Source organism: Epilithonimonas sp. JDS (assembly GCF_021261315.1).
Taxonomy (GTDB): Bacteria; Bacteroidota; Bacteroidia; order Flavobacteriales; family Weeksellaceae; genus Epilithonimonas.
This window is the reverse complement of sequence record NZ_JAJSAX010000001.1, coordinates 855,412-873,384: the sequence shown is the minus strand read 5'-3', so window position 1 is coordinate 873,384 and position 17,973 is coordinate 855,412. Positions and strand designations below refer to the sequence as shown.

The window sequence follows — 17,973 nt, the reverse complement described above, 5'->3', positions numbered from 1 at the left end:
AAAATATAAGAATGACTTGCTGTTTGAGCAGGTTATTTTTTTTGAAAGGTGAAACAAGTCTGCTGTTCGTCAGAAGTAACTGTTAAAGTTGCGTCGTGAGCTTTTGCAATTTCGGAAGCAATGTACAATCCCAGACCGAGACCGTTGTGGCTGGAGTGAGAATCTTCTCTGTGAAAAGGATGAAATAGATTTTGCAGAGCATCTTTTGGAATTGGCTGACCTTGATTGGTTACAGATATTTCCCAAAAATCACCTTTGGCTTCAGCTTTAAAATTGACAGGTTTATCAGGTGCACCGTGAGTAATGGCGTTGGCAAGCAGATTGGAAACCAATTGTGACATCCTTGCCGGGTCGCAATATACAACGTTGTTAATGTTAAAATCTGATTCGATTACTTTTTCTGGCCAGGTCACTTTTAATTCTTCGCTTACCTGATTTAGCAGTTCTTCCAAATCTACAGATACAGGAGATATGGTAATTCCGCCACCCAAACGACCGCGGGCAAGATCCATAATGTTATCGATCATTTCGTGCATCCTTTTGGAGCTGGTTTTCAAAATATTGACCATTTTCTTTTCACGTTCACCCAAGTCCAATCTTTCGAGTAATTGAGTGGCGCTCATAATACCGCTAAGTGGATTTCGAAGGTCGTGGCCTAATACTGCTATAAACTGTTCGCGAATTATGGCATTTTGTTTTTCGATATTCAAATTTGTTTCGGCAAGTTGCGTTGCTATTTGAAGATTCTGCTCGTATAAACGTCTGTCTGCAGCGCGGAACAGAGTAAAGCACATAAATGTTGGCTTACCATCGTCATCTCTTCTCTCGTAGCCATTGATATAAATTGGAATTTTTCCGCTTCCTGAATCTACAAGTTCTACTGCGACCTCATCGAAGTATCCCTGCATACGAAGCAATGGCCAAAGATGCGTTTCAAAATAGATTTTGCCGCCTATTGAAAGGACATCGGAAAAACGTTTTCCCAGAAATTTTTCAGAATCACTATTGAGCCAATTTGTCGCACGTTTATTAATTCTGGTAATCTTTCCTTCGCCGTCTGTAATGATAAAACCACTCAGTGACGATTCAAAAAAATCGTCAAAATCTTCAGTGAAAGAATTTGCTTGGTTATTAATCATTTAAAAAATTGCTAATGGCGGAGATGGTTTCTTCGGGAGCGCTTAAGTTGGGGCAATGTCCGGTAGCTTTCATGACAACCAATTTACTATCAGGGATTTGATCGTGCATATAATGGCCAACTTCCACAGGTGCTATCACATCACTGCTGCATTGAAGGATCAAAACAGGAATTGTTGTGTGTTTTAATATTTCACGCTTATCTGTCAAAAAAGTGGTTTTTGCAAAATGTTTAGCTATTTCGGGATCTGTTTTACAGAAACTGTTTGCTAGTTCATTCCCTAGTTGCGCTCTCTCAGGATTGCCCATTATGACAGGAGCCATTGCCATCGACCAACCTAGATGATTGTTGTTCAATGATTCAAGTAATTCGTCAATCTCCGACTTGCTGAATCCGCCAACATAATCATCTTCATTAATATAAGATGGAGAAGGGCTGATAAGAATTAGACTTTTGAAAATATCAGGAGCCATACCAGCTGCAATGATGCCCATCACAGCACTTACGGAATGTCCGACGAAGATTGCATTTTTAAGATTTAGTTCTCTGGCAATTTCCACAATATCTTCAGCATAGCCTTCGAGTTTATCGTATTTTTTAAAAGAATAGGCAGAAATATCAGAGTTTCCGGCACCAACGTGATCGAACAGTACAATCTTATAATCCTTTTGAAAAGAAGGATAAACATAACGCCACATGTTTTGATCACAACCGAAACCATGCGCAAACATCATTACATTTTCGCCATTTCCAATTACAACAACGTTATTCCTATTAATTGCACTCAAAACACTTAATTTTGGTAAATTTAATCTATTAATTTCATTTTCGATAAAAAAATGAAATGTCCTGCTACCACATTTGTTACCACCAAAATGACATTCAAAGACAACCATTGGAAGTGGATGAAAAATAAAAAACACTCCAAATCATTGATAAAGAGTGTTTTTGTTGTCAAAAGGAGTTAAACCCTTTCATGTAAAGTGGAGTTGGAGGTTTTCGAACCTTATATATTTTAACATAACTTAAAATATGTAAGTGTTCTATTTATCAGTATTTTAACTATATTTGTATATGTGAATATAATTAGTTTTTATATCTAAATATAGAAGAAGTAGCACCCAAACTGGCACCCAATGAATTACACTTTTAAACTCAAGAAGCCTAGTGAAACTAAGGAAACCCTCATTTACTTCCGTACTTTTTTCAACAGTGAAAATAAGAATTTTATCTATTCTACTGGTGAAAAAATTAAGCCTTTTGAATGGGACTTTGAAAATAGGCAACCTAACGATTTGAATGGAAGAACTAAGCGAGCTGAAATTCATAGAAGTCTGAAAATGCAACTAGATAGGTACAGTAGTTTTTTTACTGAGATAGTAAATCGTTATAAAAATATAAGCGAAGAACTTACTGTAGATCTACTCAAACAACGATTTGATGAAAAATTCAAGAAAATTACGGTAAAAAGTGATTTTTTTAGAATTTATCAGGAATTTTTGGATGAGAAAGAAAATGATTATACAGGAAATTCGATTTCAAATTCGACTTTAAAACGTTATAAATGTAACAAAACTTTACTTGAAGATTTTGAGAAGAATAGTAAAATAAAAGTTACTCTCGGAAAATTTGATGATAAGCTATATAACAAATTTCTTAAATACTGTATTGAAGAAAAGAAGCATTCTGCGAACACAGTGCATAGAAATGTTGGTCTTTTAAAGACTTTTTTGCTTTGGGCTTTAAACAAGAAATATACTTACAATAATGATTTTATTTCTTTCAAGAAACCTGCTAAATTTATTACTGACGAAATTGCTTTGAATTACGAACAGGTAGAGCTAATTTACAATTACGATCTTACTAAAAATAAAAGATTGGAAAAAGTTCGTGACCTATTTGTTTTTGGTTGCACTACAGGAATGAGGTTCGGTAATTATAGCACAATATCAAAGAGCGATCTTGAAGGTAATTTCATTAGAGTAATTGATTTAAAAAGCAAATCAAAAAATTTGGCGATCCCATTAAATAGTATATCTAAATCAATTCTGGAAAAATATGATTATAATTTGCCGAGCATCACTAATCAGAAGATGAACGAATATATTAAGGAGGTTTTTAAAGAATTAAAATTTACTGATGAGATAAAGAAGACAATGAAGTATGGCGATGAATTAGTAGATTTCAAGTCTGAATTTTGGACAAGAATCTCCTCGCATACGGCGAGAAGAAGTTTTATTACTATTATGAAAAACAAACGAGTTCCTGATAAAGTGATAATGAGTTATACAGGTCATACAAGTTTGGAGGTTTTCAATGCCTATTATCGACCTAGCGAAGAAGATAAAATCAATTATATGAATGAGGTTTTCAAATAATCATTAATTTAGATTATGGATCAAAAAAAGCTTTACGGACAATGGAATCTTTGGGAAGAATTTGTAGGCTATCCTATGATGATTTATTATTGGATAAAGGGAGAAAAGATTCAGAAGCTATTACAAAGGAGAGTTAAAAAAGCCCAACAAAAATCCTCTAAAATTGTTCTTAATGAAAAAATAAAGGATGAGTTTCTGATCAAATATGAAAAGTTAGACAATTTTTTCAGTTTTCATTTCAAAGATATTGATGAATCAAGAAATCACAATTTTGAGGAAAAAATCCAATACTGTTTGGATCAATATAAAAAAGAATCAAACAGACTGTTAAGTTCAAGTAATCTGATGAAATTGCAGGGAAATTTTTTAAAAGGTGCCGAAACTACACTTTTTCTATATTTCGCCTTAAAACACAAAACAAATAGAGAAATTAGTTTATCAGATATTATGATCGGTGATAACAGTTCAAAAATTTTCCTCGCTTTTTTAAAAGATAAAAAATTCATCGATGAAAATCACAATCTGCTAGTAGATCAGAAATCTTCATTTATAAGAATTCACCGTTTTCTAAAGGATAATCACATCATAAACCCAGATTTCCAAGATACAACAATAATTGAGGCTATGGAAAATGAATATAATACCAACTTTGATAAAGGAACATTTTCAAGAGCAATCACAGTCAAACCAAATGACTTTGAAGAAAATATCTACCAAGAATTATCAAAGTTGCTTAATATAAAGTATTGAATTTTATATGGTTGGTAGAGTTGAGAAAATTTTCGCTACCAGTAAATTACGTATATTTGGACGTTAGGCGATTTTAAGTGCAACGATAAAATAACAATTTCATATTTAGTAGAATCTTCAATAAAAAATAAATAATATATGTATGAATGGAACTATTTTTATGGTGTTTTAATGCTAGATATGGATTACGCAAGAAACGAAACAAGAAATCATAAAGAAGCAATTAGGTTTATTCAAAATGAATTAATCACTAAAAACTATTATTATTTTCATCCTGCAATTTTTTCAGTTGGAACAGAAGAGAAACCATATTGCTACGACAATGTATTTATTACTTTTGGACGTAGCGCAAAATATTTCTTATATGACACAAATGAATTATATAATTTTATTTTGGAATTTGAGGATATTTTGAAAAACTTGGATTTCGAAACAGCACAAATTAAAATTGGTGGTATTTATGGTGACAATACACTGTTTTGGTTAAACCGTGAAAAACTATTGAATGACAAAGGGTCTTCTCTTGAAACAACTCTGGAATATTTTTCTGAAAACAAAATCAGATATTATGAAAATGATATGTTTTATTTTGGTTTTGGAGAGATAAATATATCAACAGGATGGTGTGAAAAAAAATATGACGAAGAGGAATTAGAATTATTTGATAAGATATATCCTGATTTTGAATATCCAATTAAAAAAAGCATTTCCTAACAGCAGTTTGTCAAAATGGTAGATTTAGTGCTAAATTTAACGGCAGTTCTTCGATTGAACTTTTGTTCAAAACTGAACATTTGTGCTTCGATGTCCGCCACTTCTCCAAGATGCAAACCATTAACAGAAATATTATACCAACATAATGTACAGAAATTCGTCAAATAGAATATTTGGAGGAAAAGGTTCAATTGGAGAATACTTTAAATCTCAAACAAGTAGTTTAGAAACTGAAATAAACTCTACTATTGAATCTTACATTCTAAATGTGAGTGAAGAACAATTTACAGACTATTTATTAGAAAAATACCAAATAGAAAAACCTATTATTCAATTTGAAGATGTTTATGCTGATAATTTTGAAAAAAACATTCCTGCAGAATATTTTCCAATGTCATTCCACATAAGGGATCGAGAGTCTTATCCTAGAGAAGTAATTCAATTTTTTGTACCTATCACAGGAAATTCTGAATTATTAAAATATACGCCTGGAATTAACAGAATAACAATAGGTGGAGGAAGCTCTGATTTCGAAGTTGAATTCGATAAATTGAAACTTGAGATAATTGATTTTTACAATGATGCAAAAATTATTAGATCAAAATACGATGAAAATGTTGTTATTACACAACGCAAATTAAGTGAATTACATCAGAATATTGATGAATTTAATAATTCTCTCAAAAGCTGGATTATTGGAGAAATAAGAAAAAGAAAAAATAAGTTTTTGTCACAAAATGAATTTATGAATTCTTTAGGTGTTCCAATGAGAAAAAGTAAAAATACACCTGAAACTTTTTCTGTTCCAAGACCAACATTACGAACTAAAATAAAAGTGAGTAAGCCTGAAGCAGGTACCCAACCTTTTAAACCAGAACCTACAATAGATTTAGATATTTATAATCAAATTTTAAAACTCATAAATGATGTAGGAAAAAACTTTGAAAGAATGCCAAGTGTTTATAAAGGCAAAGGTGAAGAGGATTTAAGAGATCATATACTTATGACTTTAGATCCAAACTTTGAATTTGGTTCTGCTTCTGGTGAAACATTTAATAAAACAGGAAAAACTGATATTCAACTTAGATATGACAGCTCCGTAATCTTCATTGCAGAATGTAAATTTTGGACAGGTGAAAAAGGTTATCTTGATACAATAACACAATTAATCAATTATTTAACTTGGAGAGATACAAAGGGTTCAGTAATTATCTTTGTTAAACAAAAAGATTTTACAACTATTTTGTCAAAAGTAGAGACAACTACTTCTAAACATCCTAATTATATAGGATTTGTGTCAAAAAGTGATGAAAATTGGTTTAATTATAGATTTCATATAAATGGTGATAAAAATAGAGAGATTAGATTAGCTATTCAACTTTATCATATTCAATAATTAACACATCGGCTTATATTAATTTAAAAAATTGGAAAAATTCTTTGTTGTCTTTAGATTACCAAAGAATGATATGTCTACTCCGGTAATTTATAAACGGCTGGATATCAATTATTAAACTTAACACAATTGAGTAAAATTGCATAATTAGATATTCCAATAACACAATTTTGTCTGCAAATAAATATCACAGATTATGCAGACAACAAATCCATTCCAAACAATTCTTGACGAACTAGGGGAAGTGAAAGACTTACTCTACTCTCTCAAAAAAGAACCTGAAATTGAGTTGAAAAAGAAACTATACTCTATCAAAGAGTGTTCAGAAATTCTAAAACTCGATTATCAAACCGTACGCTCACATATTTTAAAAGGTAACATTAAGGCGGAACAAATTGGAAGATTCTACAGAGTCAACCATTTTGATCTTATGGATGCTTTAAACGAAGTCAAGTCGCTTAAGTATAGGAGATAGATAGAGACTTTTATTTATCAAGCATTCCAATTCACCCTTCTGTATTTCCTGTACAGAATCAAACCTTTAAAATATGAGCGAAAAAATCCCTTATCTAAGAGTAGGAACCACCTACTATAAAACTATTGAGAAACCGTTAATTTCAGGAGATAAGATCTCAATACTAACTCGATGGAATCGTGAAACCATTATCAGCGATCACGGAAAGATATACGTCTCAAAAGTTCCCAAGTATGACGGCTTCTGTTGTATTCCTTCCCATTTGCAATACCAACAAATTATCCAAGGATTCTATAATGTTTACAATGAGATTCCTTATCAGCCGATTAAAGAAACACCGAAGCAAACAAGCCTAAAAGAAAAGATTCCATTTTCACTTAGATTTATGGAGCATATTTTCGCAGAACAGTTGGAATTAGGATTGGATTATATCAAGATCTTACTGCAATATCCAACACAGATACTTCCGATTCTTTGTCTTGTAAGCAAGGAAAGATCTACCGGAAAATCCACTTTCATAAAATGGCTGAAATCCATTTTTGGACTTAATATGACCTACATAAAAGGAGATTCTTTCAGCAGTCAGTTCAATTCGGATTGGACATCAATGCTAATCGTTGCTATTGATGAAGTATTCTTTGATAAAAAAGAAATTACTGAACGATTAAAATATCTTTCAACGACTGATAAAGACAAGAAGGAGGCAAAAGGAAAAGATCGTGAAGAAGTGGAATTTTTTGGAAAATTCATTCTCTGTTCCAATAATGAAGATAACTTCATTCAGATTGATGAAAATGAGATCCGATTCTGGATCATCAAAGTAAAATCGATTAAAATCGAAAACACCGAATTTCTAAAAAATCTCAACAGAGAGATTCCTTATTTTCTTCGATACTTAATTCAAAGACCTTTCCACAGTCGTAAGCAGACAAGGATGTGGTTCACGGATTCACAGATCAGAACAAAGGCTCTTCAAAGATTGGTTTGGAAGAACAACAATAAACTGGAATCCAAGATCATCGAGCTTTTATATGAGTTTTTCGAAAGTAATGAAGACTGCAAGATCCATTGTATTCCTCAGGATATTTTCAATATGCTCGGTAAGATGTTCAGCAAACAATATTGGACGGTAAATGATGTCCGAAAAATCTTGAAAGAAAACTGGAAACTCGAACCTCAAAGTAATTCTTTGTCCTATATCAAATACGACCTCGATTATGGTTTAAGTTTTTTCCAACAGAACAAAACAGGGCGTTATTTTACAATAGAAAGGAATTTTATTCTTCAAAGATTTGATGAAATGATGAATTAATTGATAATGAAAATAAAATCAATTAGTTACATCTCATCAAAAACCTCATCAAATTTTTCAACCTTGGTTTTTGATGAGAGGATGATGAGAAGAATATTTCAAGTTTGATGAGATGATGAGAGTTTGATGAGAATGTAAAATATTATCATTCAAATAAATACAAGGTTTTCTCATCAATTCATCAAAAATTAGTCAAAACCAAACCTATCCGCTTGAACCGACAGTACACCTATTATTTATAACCAAAAAACATTAAAAATTACAAAATGAACTGCAAACAATTTAATAGCATATCGTTGGAAGAAGTCCTCCTTTCTCTCGGACACCTTCCAACGAAACAAAATGAAAAAGAAGCTTGGTATCTCAACCCTTTTGCCAACGAATCCCAAGCCTCTTTTAAAATCAATAAAAGTCTAAACTATTGGTATTTATTTTCAGAAGGAATCGGTGGTACGAATACCGACTTTGTAAAGAAATACCTGAACGCTTCGGTCAATGAAGTTTTAGCGTGGGTTGAGAAGCAGAGTTTTTCTTCTTTTCAACAGCAAAGTATTTCAAATCAGAAAGTAGAAAATTTATCTAAACAATATGAGATCATTGAAATTAAAAACGTTCAGCATCCTGCACTTTTGGAATATTTAAGAGAAAGAAAAGTTGGAAACCAAACTCAGTTCTTAAACGAAATTCATTATCGGATGAAAGATAAAAAGTATTTCGGAATTGGTTTTAAGAACGATTCTAATGGTTATGAAATCCGCAATAAATATTCAAAAATTTGTTTGGGCAAAAAAGATGTTTCTACCATTAAAAATGGATCAGACTCGCTCCGGGTGTTCGAGGGGTTTTTCGATTTTCTTTCTTTTAAAAGTGTAGATGTTTTTTTAGAAAAAGAGCCTGCCGATTACCTCATTTTGAATTCCGTTTCGATGATTTCAAACATTAAAAAATCACTTGATAGTTATGAAAATATTGAGCTTTATTTTGACAATGACGAAGCCGGAAATCGTGCGGTTGAAATTATTAAAAATGAAAATCAAAACGCAGAAGATTGTCGGATTTTATATTCAGATTTTAAAGACTTAAATGATTGGATGATTCACAAAAAATCCATTACCTGAAAGACAAGTGAAACAAAGGAGAAGGTGAGTAAAATAAACACAGGTAAAATATGGTGGTATGTTAGTGTGCAAAAAGTACCCAAAGTTTACAATAAGCGTATCCGCTGATTGCAAAATTGGGATTTTTGATTTCTTCCTATCGTCAGAAATGTTTTTAAATATGCTAAAATTAATACAATGGAAAAAGACTTTTTACAAGAATTTATAAACCGAGCCACCAAAGAAAACGAAGCCAAAATTGCTCAGGAAAAAAGAAAAAAATATTTCCAGGAAGTAGGTCGGAAAGGAGGTTTGAAGACCAAAGAAAATAAAAAACTGGATAAGGTTATTTCAATACGAATGACCAATTCTGAATATGAAACTCTCATTCAAAAACAAGAAAAATATCCGCTGAAACTTTCTACTTATATCCGAAATATCTTGTTCGAAAAAGAACTTAAAATTAATGAATTTCAGACCGATGAAGTCTTACTTCAATATGGGAATCATTTCAAAAAAATTACTAATCTTTTACGAAATAGAGAATGGAATGTTTTTGAAAATAAGAAAGAGATTTTAGCAAAAATTGAGAATGTAGTTGATTTGATTTATCAATATTTATATTCTAAAACTCAGAGAGATGAATAATTCGGCAACCACAAGAGCGATAACAAAAATTGCTTTAGAATACAATGGAAACGATAAAGGAACAGCAGAAATGGTAACTTCAAATTATCTATTGAGTGAAATAGCAGAAGGTCAATTTAACGAGATGAAAACTGTCGCTGTTCGAAATCCTAAAGTAAAGAAATGGGCATTGACTGGCTATATTTCTCAACCAGACGAAATCGGTAGAAAATTGAAGGATGAAGAATTAAAACAAATTGCATTAGAAGCTCTTGTAGAAGTTGGTGTGACAAACAAAAATCAATACCGATTGGATATTCACAATAGTACGAAACATAAGCATATTCATTTTGTTGTCAACAGAATTGATATTTCTGGAAAGTGCACTGTGAAAGCACACGATATCGGAAGAAGATTTGGAGAAGCTGTCAGACAAGTCTGCAAAGAAAAAGGATTATTAACTGATGTTGAAATTGGAATTCAGAAAAAAGACGAAATGCTGAAAAGCTTAATCGAAGTTATTAGGTCAGAAGATAATTTTGATGATCTGATCGTAGCAATGAAGAAAAGAGGTTTTGAAATTCAATTGTCTTCAAATGTCAAAGACGGGATATCGGGAATGCGGATTGTGATGGAAAAAGACAAAAATTTTCATACAGAAAGGATTTATAAAGCTGGTTACAAATTATCTGAAATCTCAAATCAATTGAAAATTTCTGAGATAAAATCTCTGTTTGAAGTTAAAAAAGCGGTTATGGAAGTACAAAGAAATACTGACAACTTAAAGGTATTTCAGGAAAATTTACAACAGAAAGGATTTTCTGTAAAGATTCAATATAATGGAGAATTTAAAGCTGGTCAAAAAAATCAAATTAAAGATATATGGATAAATAAAGTTGATAGCAATCAACACAAAAACGGATTCTTTTTTCGGAAAAATGTCGGGTTTTCTCTTCAGGCAATAGATTCTGATTTTGGTGATATGCTAAAATCAGTAAGTCAAAATATTGTAAATAATCATCTGAAATCAGAAACAAATGAAAGTTTAATAGAGATTGCAGGTAGATTATTAGGAGACTTCCTTAAACCAACCTATGTTTCTCAGGATGAAGATGAACTCTGGAAAAAGAAGCGGAAATTAAGACGATAATCAGAAATTTAAAAAAGATCAATATGGAAAATGAAAATCAAGAGTATAAAAGTAACGGGATGGAAATTTTGGAAAATGTTGTAAAATCAAATGAAAGAAATATTGCTTCAAATTTGGAGAATAAGGAATCTAATGCTGAAGTGAAAGCCGATATTAAAGATCTGGTATTGGCTATTCGTCAACTGCAATTAGACTTTGAAGCCGTAAAAGAAATTCCCACCAAAATAGAAATAGTCCTTTCACAAGAAACCAGCGATTTTTATGAGGATTTTTATAAGAAAATGAAAATGAAGGAGAAGTTTAATCGGAGTGGATTAGGAGTTTTTATCTTAGGGATTTTCACTTTGATGCTTTCTATCACTTTCGCAACCAATTGGTACAAAGAAAGTATCAAAGCCAAAAGTGAACTACGCCAAGATATTTTAAATGAAATTGCTGTCGAAGGAAAAAAAATCTACGATGAAAATGAGATTAGAATATTGAGCGAAAACACTCAAGTAATGCAATTGTGGATTAAAAATAACCCTAAAAAAGCGGAAGATTTTCTAAGATTTAAAGATGGTTTTCAGGCTAGTAAGGAAAATAAATAAGAAAATTATTTCTGAATTTGATGGTACTTTGAATTAAGGCGTTGAACTAATAGTATTGAAAAATCAAAGGTTTGACCATTAGATTTCAGTTTGAATTGACCATCATTTTTATAATTGTGCAGGAATTTTTTTTAGAACATTTGATATAGTAGAGTAGAAAGCAGGAATTAATATTTAAAATATGACAAAATTAACGCAACTAAATAACCTCCCTTTGTCCAGAATTGATGAGATCTTTAAAGATTCAAATAATATAGTTTGACTTTTATTATATTAAGGTGTGGAGAAAAAATGATTGTATCAACCTTAAGGTATTGATGAGAATAAAAGATAAGAAGTTTGAACCGCTAGTTTGCAATGGATTTATTGCTGAATTGTGAAAATATTGGAATGAAGACTTTTAGTCTAAATTAACTTTTATCAATTTAACTTAAAAATAAAAATAATATTTTAAAGTGTGTTAAAATATTGCTATTTTCGCAACATTAAAAAATGACCAATGAAAAAACTCTATATAAGCTTGGGGATACTGATCCTAAGTTACTCTTATGCCCAAAAGGTAAGTTGGCAGAAAAATGTAGAATACGGAGCGCAGGATTTTCTTTCTGGTTTAGCAGTTACGGTTGATGGGCAATTCCTTGTTTCGGGATCATCTATTCAAAAAAATCAAAATCCCACAGCGGGTAGCAATCAAAATAAAGGTTACGATTATCATATTTTAAAATTAGACCAGCAGGGTCAAAAAGTTTGGGAAAAATATTTCTCCGGCAACCAGCACGATTATCTAAGTTCCACCGTCTCCACGCAAGAAGGTGGTTTTTTATTGGCGGGAACCTCATATTCATCTTTAGCAATTGATAAGAAAGATAAGTCCAGCGGCTCATCCGATATGTGGATCATCAAGGTGGATGAAAATGGTGAAGAAGAGTGGCAGAAAACCATTGGGACACGATATTCAGAAGAGGCAAGATCTGTTACTCAAACTATGGATAAAGGTTTTGTAGTTGTTGGTAGCACCAATCATCCTAAACTTGGTTATGGGTCCAAAGATGTGATGGTTGTGAAGCTTGATAAAACAGGAAAGATCCTCAATCAATTGATCTTGGGTGGAAAAGGTTTGGATGAAGTGGAGAAAGTCATCCCAACCAATGATGGCGGTGTATTGATGGGCATCTATTCCAGAAGTGGTGTTAGTGAAGGGCAAGCCAAATCGAAGATCAATTCTAAGGATCTGTTATCTCAAAATACAGGCACAACAAATAACAATTCATCATCAAACTCAAATTCCCAATCTTCATCATCTGCCAATAATTCAAACTCAAATTCAAATAATCAGAGCGCCACCGAATCCTACGATATTAATTTCTATGGAAAAGCCTATGGAAATTACGGAGAAGGCGATTATTGGATAGTAAAATTAGATAAGAATGGCGCTGTCCAATGGGAGAAAAACTTCGGAGGCAGTGAAGATGACCATATCAGAACAATGGCATTGACTGAGACCGGATACATTATCGGAGGCGAAAGCCGATCCCAGACTTCGGGTAACAAAAGCGCGAAACTTGAGAAAGGTACAGACCTTTGGCTATTGTCTTTGGATCAGGATGGGAATGAAGAATGGCAGAAATCGTACAACTTTAAAAACAGGGATGTATTGATGAGTCTAAATGCAATCAGAAACTCCGATTCAGAAACGAAAGGCTTTCTGATTGGTGGCTATACCCAAAGTGAAGGAAAGGTTCAGGAAAATGATGAGACTTTTTGGATGTTGTATATCGACAAAAATGGTAAAGAAGTTTGGAGGAAATATGTTGAAGGAAAGGAAAAGAAGAATGAAGAAAGACTCGTGTCAGCAATTTTGAACAGAGACGGATCGTATGTTTTGGCAGGAACGAGTGCAGAGGAGTTAGGGAAAGAGAATTGGAAGATTGTGAAACTTCTTGACTCTGATGTGGAGAACCTAATCGAAAATAAGGATATTCAGATCTATCCTAATCCGGTAAGGGATTACTGTTATGTAGAGATAGGGCTGGACTTCGACCAAGCTGACATTTATCTTTATGATATGACAGGGAAAATCATTCAGAAGCTGCAGACAAAGAACAAGGTGACGAAGATAAATACGGGTAGGCTGCCGCAGGGTATTTACATCATCAAAGCCAACATCCCAAACCAACAGGACAAAAACTTATCAACTAAAATCGTGAAAGAATAACACAATGAGAAAGAAAATTACAAGTTTATTATTTAGTTTATTATTTAGTTTATTAATAATAATAATTAGTGGTCAGACAAATCCTGGAGGTTTAATTCAAAATTCAGTTAATAGTGTTGCTCCAAAATCTCCTGATGCAGCAGCATTATTTAGATATACAGAGACACCTGTATCATTATATACAGGTGTCCCAAATATAAGTATTCCTATTTACACTATAAAAGAAGGAGATATAGAAGTTCCGATCTCAATTTCTTATCACGCAGGTGGAATTAAAGTCAATGACGAAGCATCATCTGTCGGGCTTGGTTGGTCACTGAATGCTGGGGGAAGAGTATCTCATATTGTTTCAGGAATAAACGATTTTAGTTTAAATGGTTATCGCAATATCTACCCGCGAAATGCTACAGGGATGCAAAGTATGTCCTCATGTATAACTTTGCCTTGGAATACCAGCACATATTCATCTGCATTTTATACTGGTATTTTTTATCCTACTAATTCTAATGGATATACTTCCATCAATGATGACTATCAACCAGATCTTTTCTTGATTAATCTTCCGGGTAAAAGCTATAAAGCCTATTTGGATATGGCAAAAACGATAAAACCGAATGGAGAAATTAAATTTGCAATTGCAGAACAACCTAATATTGATTTTAAACTTATCAATGGAACTTCCGCTACAGGAGGTAATAATTTTTCGATAACCGATGAGAACGGACTTAAATATTCTTTTGATAGAGAAGAAATAACAACAAATGTGGCAGGCTGGAATACCATTAATGGTTCGTCTAGGATTCTATCTAAAATAGAAGATACAAAGGGGAATAAAATTGATTTTTATTCATCCATTCCAATAAACAATCCAAGGCTTACAGGCTGTAAAACTACTAGAACTTATCTGACAGATCCACATAACTATTATCAGGGGAGTATGAACATTAAAGGGGTAACGGATTGTAGTAAGCAACAAACAGGCGAAAGTTATCTTGAGAGAATAGAGTTTACCGATGGGAAGGTAGAATTCAATTGGACTTCAAGGGACGATATTAATAATTCCAAAAAATTATCTTCGATTAAAATTTATAATAAATACAAACTCATTAAGCAATATGATTTCAATTATGATTATTTTATTGCCACAGATAATCTGGACACAAGTACAATGAAACAATGGTTGGGCTTAACAAACAATAATGTATTTACACATCGATTACGCTTACTAAGCGTAACAGAGTCTGTCACCAATGAAAAATATTCTTTCGAATACAACACAACATATAACTTGCCAAATAAACTAAGCTTCTCATCAGATTTTTGGGGATATTATAACGGGCAAAATAACAGTGATACTTTTATACCAGATCCTGAAAAATACATTAAGGGACAGACTATTTTTAATGTTAATTCCTTTAACAAAGATTTGACAGGATACTGGTATCACGCAGATGCACCTCCTCAATCATTTGATCCCAATAGTCTTACTCAAGGATATTTTAATTATTCATCGGACGGGAAGCATTATCTATCAGACAGAAGGACATCATTATATTCTTTGGCGGGAATGCTCACTGCTATTAACTATCCCACAGGTGGTAAAACACTATATGATTATGAGCCAAATACATTTTCCAATTTTCCAATGCAGTCATTGGTAAAAGATAATACAAAACACGAAGCCAATGCCAATCATCTTGTCAATAGAATAAATGGAAGTCTAGTTCATACAGAAAACCCCAGTGATTTTAGTGTAAATGGAAGTAATATCAGAGTAAATATTTTTGCTTACTTTGACTTCTACTTTACATCCGGAAGTGATCAGGTCAAAAATTCATATTGGGTATATATCAAGAACAAGGCTACTGGCGAAATTATTAAAAAAATATATAATCCTAATATAGGATCTTATACCACTACAAATGTAGTAGACGATGTTATTCTACAAACTGGGAATTATGAACTTGGAACAGCATATAATAATGACTTTACAGCTGGAAATATATTAGTGTCTGGAGGAAGTAATGCGTCATCTAATTCATCTGTAGTAAAGTATGTCAATGAAAAAAGTATCATTGACGGTGTGGAATATAATTACAGTTCAGGAGGTGGTATAAGAATTAAAAGTATCACTACTACTGAAAAAGTTGGAGCAACACCAATTGTTAAAAATTACATCTATGATGAAGTTACAAATAATGGCACAAAAATTACATCTAACGGAAATTTAGCACAATTCCCAAAGTTTTTTGAAATTGAAAATAGGTGTTATGCTTATGAAGCTGTTACTCAAACGATCGGATTGAATTCAGGCTGTGCTATGAATTGGAATACACCTCAGTCACCAAATACATATCCATTTAAGATATCTGTTTACGAAGGCGCATCAAGTCTCGGAAATTCCACTCTGCCGCAGGGCAATCACGTAGGCTACACAAAGGTAATTGAGCAAGTTGTTGATAAAGGCAGAACAGAAAGTTATTTTACTAATGATTATTCGATATCTTGTTTAATGATGGTTCAGAAAGGAGCATCTTTACTTATTGGAGATGGAGATCTTATCAAGCAGATAACTTATGATAATAGCAGTAAGATTATCAAGGAAATTTCTTTTAAATACAAAAATAATTACAGTGACAATTTAAATACATATTTCATTGCAGGTTCGATTTTGGAACCTCTTTCAAGCTTTGGATTCGTATTCAATTATAATAATGGAGCAACTTTGCCAGGACTTATCCATACCTACAGTATTAATTTATATAAATCCTTGCTCGACTATACTACAACAAGGGAATATTTTCCAGCGGGATCAGCAGCATATTTAGAAACCAAAAATTATAATACCTACAATAATAGATATTTAGTAAGTAAGCAGTCAACGCTATTCCCGGACTCTAGCACTTCTGAAACTAATTATAAGTATGCGGCTGAAGTTGGTGATGCTAATTTATTGGCAGCTAACTTAGTAACTGTTCCATTAGAAACGGAAGTGATTGAAAATGGTAAAACTCAGTCAAAAACTAAAATTGTGTACAGTAAAAACGCTTTAACATCCAACAAAGTGTTGCCAACTTCCGTTCTATCGTATAACCAAATTGATCTTTATGATGTAAACAATCAGAATCCAACACCTACTACGGAGGTCACTTATAATCAATACGATACAAGTGGTAATCTACAACAATATACTACTAAAGCTAATCTTACCACCGCAGTTGTCTGGGGATATAATAACACAAAACCTATTGCCAAAATTGAAGGCGCCAGCTATTCTGAATTAGGATCTACTGCAAACGAAATAACATCATATTCAAATTATGATGCTGATCCTGTAGCCAATAATAAAACAGCACAACAAACAGAAACGGAATTACTCACAAAACTAAATGCATTTAGAACAAATCCGTTATTGTCAAAGTATAAAATAAGTACTTACAGTTATGATCCGTTAATAGGCGTTAGGAGTATGACTCCTCCCTCTGGAATTACTCAATATTACAAGTATGATACAACCAACAGATTGGAAATGATTGTTGATGTTAATGGGAACATTCTTAAAGAATTCAAATATAATTACCAGCACGATCCATCTGTCATCTTTTATAATGAAGAGAAAAGTAAGACTTTTACTAGAACCAATTGTGGTTCTGGATCTCAACCTGGAACTTACAATTATGTTGTTCCGGCTAATACTTATTCTTCAACCATCAGTAAACTTGCTGCCGATCAGAAAGCTTTAGATGATATTGCACTGAATGGTCAGAATGTGACAAATCAAAATGGGTCTTGTATAGCTGTCACAACATGTCCATTCACTTTTTCGGCGGTTGTAGGCACTCCATCATATAGTTATAGTAATACTACGGTAAGTAATAATATAGTGCAATTTGAACTGTCATTTCAAGCCCCTCCAATGTATGGACAAAGTTGGAGTAGTGGAATCATTATCGGAACAGTTGGTACCTCATGTTCACCTATTGGAATTAGAGAATTTGACACTTCTGAGGGAGGTCGTAGTTGGCATGTTCGTATTGAAACCAATGGAAGTTGTAAGATGACGTTACTGTCAGGAACCCTTAATGCAGGAGCACATATAGTATTTAGGTTCAATTATCCAATATAATAATG

14 protein-coding genes are annotated in these 17,973 nt (G+C 32.7%); 12 read left to right on the top strand and 2 right to left on the bottom strand.

Annotated elements, in window-relative coordinates:
• Nucleotides 1-32: 32 nt before the first annotated feature.
• Nucleotides 33-1,139 carry a PAS domain-containing sensor histidine kinase gene (locus LUD75_RS04050; RefSeq protein ID WP_232704412.1) on the bottom strand — a complete coding sequence of 369 codons (1,107 nt, stop codon included), beginning with the start codon at nt 1,137-1,139 and terminating at the stop codon, nt 33-35.
• Nucleotides 1,132-1,926 carry an alpha/beta hydrolase gene (locus LUD75_RS04045; RefSeq protein WP_232704411.1) on the bottom strand — a complete coding sequence of 265 codons (795 nt, stop codon included), beginning with the start codon at nt 1,924-1,926 and terminating at the stop codon, nt 1,132-1,134. The genes LUD75_RS04050 and LUD75_RS04045 overlap by 8 nt, the downstream gene beginning before the upstream one ends.
• Before the next feature lie 348 nt (nt 1,927-2,274).
• Here LUD75_RS04045 and LUD75_RS04040 point away from each other — a divergent pair, with 348 nt between their 5' ends.
• The 12 genes from LUD75_RS04040 (at nt 2,275) to LUD75_RS03985 (ending at nt 17,968) form a co-directional block, all read left to right on the top strand.
• Entirely contained in the window at nt 2,275-3,516 is a 1,242-nt protein-coding gene (locus tag LUD75_RS04040) for a tyrosine-type recombinase/integrase (RefSeq protein ID WP_232704410.1), read from the top strand.
• Nucleotides 3,517-3,531: 15 nt separating this feature from the next.
• On the top strand, nt 3,532-4,266 hold the full coding sequence (locus tag LUD75_RS04035) for a hypothetical protein (protein WP_232704409.1): 735 nt from the start codon (nt 3,532-3,534) through the stop codon (nt 4,264-4,266).
• A 138-nt stretch (nt 4,267-4,404) separates the two neighbouring features.
• Nucleotides 4,405-4,980 (top strand): hypothetical protein, encoded by a 576-nt coding sequence (locus LUD75_RS04030; protein WP_232704408.1) that lies wholly within the window; start codon nt 4,405-4,407, stop codon nt 4,978-4,980.
• Nucleotides 4,981-5,125: 145 nt separating this feature from the next.
• Entirely contained in the window at nt 5,126-6,376 is a 1,251-nt protein-coding gene (locus LUD75_RS04025) for a hypothetical protein (RefSeq protein WP_232704407.1), read from the top strand.
• Nucleotides 6,377-6,572: 196 nt separating this feature from the next.
• Entirely contained in the window at nt 6,573-6,851 is a 279-nt protein-coding gene (locus LUD75_RS04020) for a helix-turn-helix domain-containing protein (RefSeq protein WP_002976362.1), read from the top strand.
• A 73-nt stretch (nt 6,852-6,924) separates the two neighbouring features.
• Nucleotides 6,925-8,163, top strand: coding sequence for a primase-helicase family protein (locus LUD75_RS04015; RefSeq protein ID WP_232704406.1), 1,239 nt, complete (start codon nt 6,925-6,927; stop codon nt 8,161-8,163).
• Nucleotides 8,164-8,429: 266 nt separating this feature from the next.
• The gene (locus LUD75_RS04010; protein WP_232704405.1) at nt 8,430-9,281 is read left to right on the top strand and encodes a toprim domain-containing protein; all 852 of its coding nucleotides are present in this window, start codon (nt 8,430-8,432) and stop codon (nt 9,279-9,281) included.
• Nucleotides 9,282-9,458: 177 nt separating this feature from the next.
• Nucleotides 9,459-9,908 carry a special sigma factor gene (locus tag LUD75_RS04005; protein WP_232704404.1) on the top strand — a complete coding sequence of 150 codons (450 nt, stop codon included), beginning with the start codon at nt 9,459-9,461 and terminating at the stop codon, nt 9,906-9,908.
• A complete protein-coding gene (locus LUD75_RS04000) occupies nt 9,901-11,037 on the top strand; it encodes a relaxase/mobilization nuclease domain-containing protein (RefSeq protein WP_232704403.1) in 1,137 nt (378 codons plus the stop codon). The genes LUD75_RS04005 and LUD75_RS04000 overlap by 8 nt, the downstream gene beginning before the upstream one ends.
• A gap of 23 nt (nt 11,038-11,060) precedes the next feature.
• Nucleotides 11,061-11,627, top strand: a complete 567-nt coding sequence (locus LUD75_RS03995; RefSeq protein ID WP_232704402.1) for a hypothetical protein — start codon at nt 11,061-11,063, stop codon at nt 11,625-11,627.
• Between the two features lie 499 nt (nt 11,628-12,126).
• Nucleotides 12,127-13,842, top strand: coding sequence for a T9SS type A sorting domain-containing protein (locus LUD75_RS03990; protein ID WP_232704401.1), 1,716 nt, complete (start codon nt 12,127-12,129; stop codon nt 13,840-13,842).
• 4 nt (nt 13,843-13,846) lie between these two features.
• Complete coding sequence (locus tag LUD75_RS03985) at nt 13,847-17,968, top strand: DUF5977 domain-containing protein (protein ID WP_232704400.1); 4,122 nt, start codon at nt 13,847-13,849, stop codon at nt 17,966-17,968.
• Nucleotides 17,969-17,973: the final 5 nt, after the last annotated feature.

Excerpts from the sequence above, each read along its gene's own strand:
- LUD75_RS04000 (WP_232704403.1), top strand. The coding sequence starts at position 9,901 with ATGAATAATTCGGCAACCACAAGAGCGATAACAAAAATTGCTTTAGAA.
- LUD75_RS04005 (WP_232704404.1), top strand. The coding sequence starts at position 9,459 with ATGGAAAAAGACTTTTTACAAGAATTTATAAACCGAGCCACCAAAGAA.
- LUD75_RS04050 (WP_232704412.1), bottom strand. The coding sequence starts at position 1,139 with ATGATTAATAACCAAGCAAATTCTTTCACTGAAGATTTTGACGATTTT.
- LUD75_RS04030 (WP_232704408.1), top strand. The coding sequence starts at position 4,405 with ATGTATGAATGGAACTATTTTTATGGTGTTTTAATGCTAGATATGGAT.
- LUD75_RS04010 (WP_232704405.1), top strand. The coding sequence starts at position 8,430 with ATGAACTGCAAACAATTTAATAGCATATCGTTGGAAGAAGTCCTCCTT.
- LUD75_RS04040 (WP_232704410.1), top strand. The coding sequence starts at position 2,275 with ATGAATTACACTTTTAAACTCAAGAAGCCTAGTGAAACTAAGGAAACC.
- LUD75_RS04025 (WP_232704407.1), top strand. The coding sequence starts at position 5,126 with ATGTACAGAAATTCGTCAAATAGAATATTTGGAGGAAAAGGTTCAATT.
- LUD75_RS03985 (WP_232704400.1), top strand. The coding sequence starts at position 13,847 with ATGAGAAAGAAAATTACAAGTTTATTATTTAGTTTATTATTTAGTTTA.
- LUD75_RS03995 (WP_232704402.1), top strand. The coding sequence starts at position 11,061 with ATGGAAAATGAAAATCAAGAGTATAAAAGTAACGGGATGGAAATTTTG.
- LUD75_RS04035 (WP_232704409.1), top strand. The coding sequence starts at position 3,532 with ATGGATCAAAAAAAGCTTTACGGACAATGGAATCTTTGGGAAGAATTT.
- LUD75_RS03990 (WP_232704401.1), top strand. The coding sequence starts at position 12,127 with ATGAAAAAACTCTATATAAGCTTGGGGATACTGATCCTAAGTTACTCT.
- LUD75_RS04020 (WP_002976362.1), top strand. The coding sequence starts at position 6,573 with ATGCAGACAACAAATCCATTCCAAACAATTCTTGACGAACTAGGGGAA.
- LUD75_RS04015 (WP_232704406.1), top strand. The coding sequence starts at position 6,925 with ATGAGCGAAAAAATCCCTTATCTAAGAGTAGGAACCACCTACTATAAA.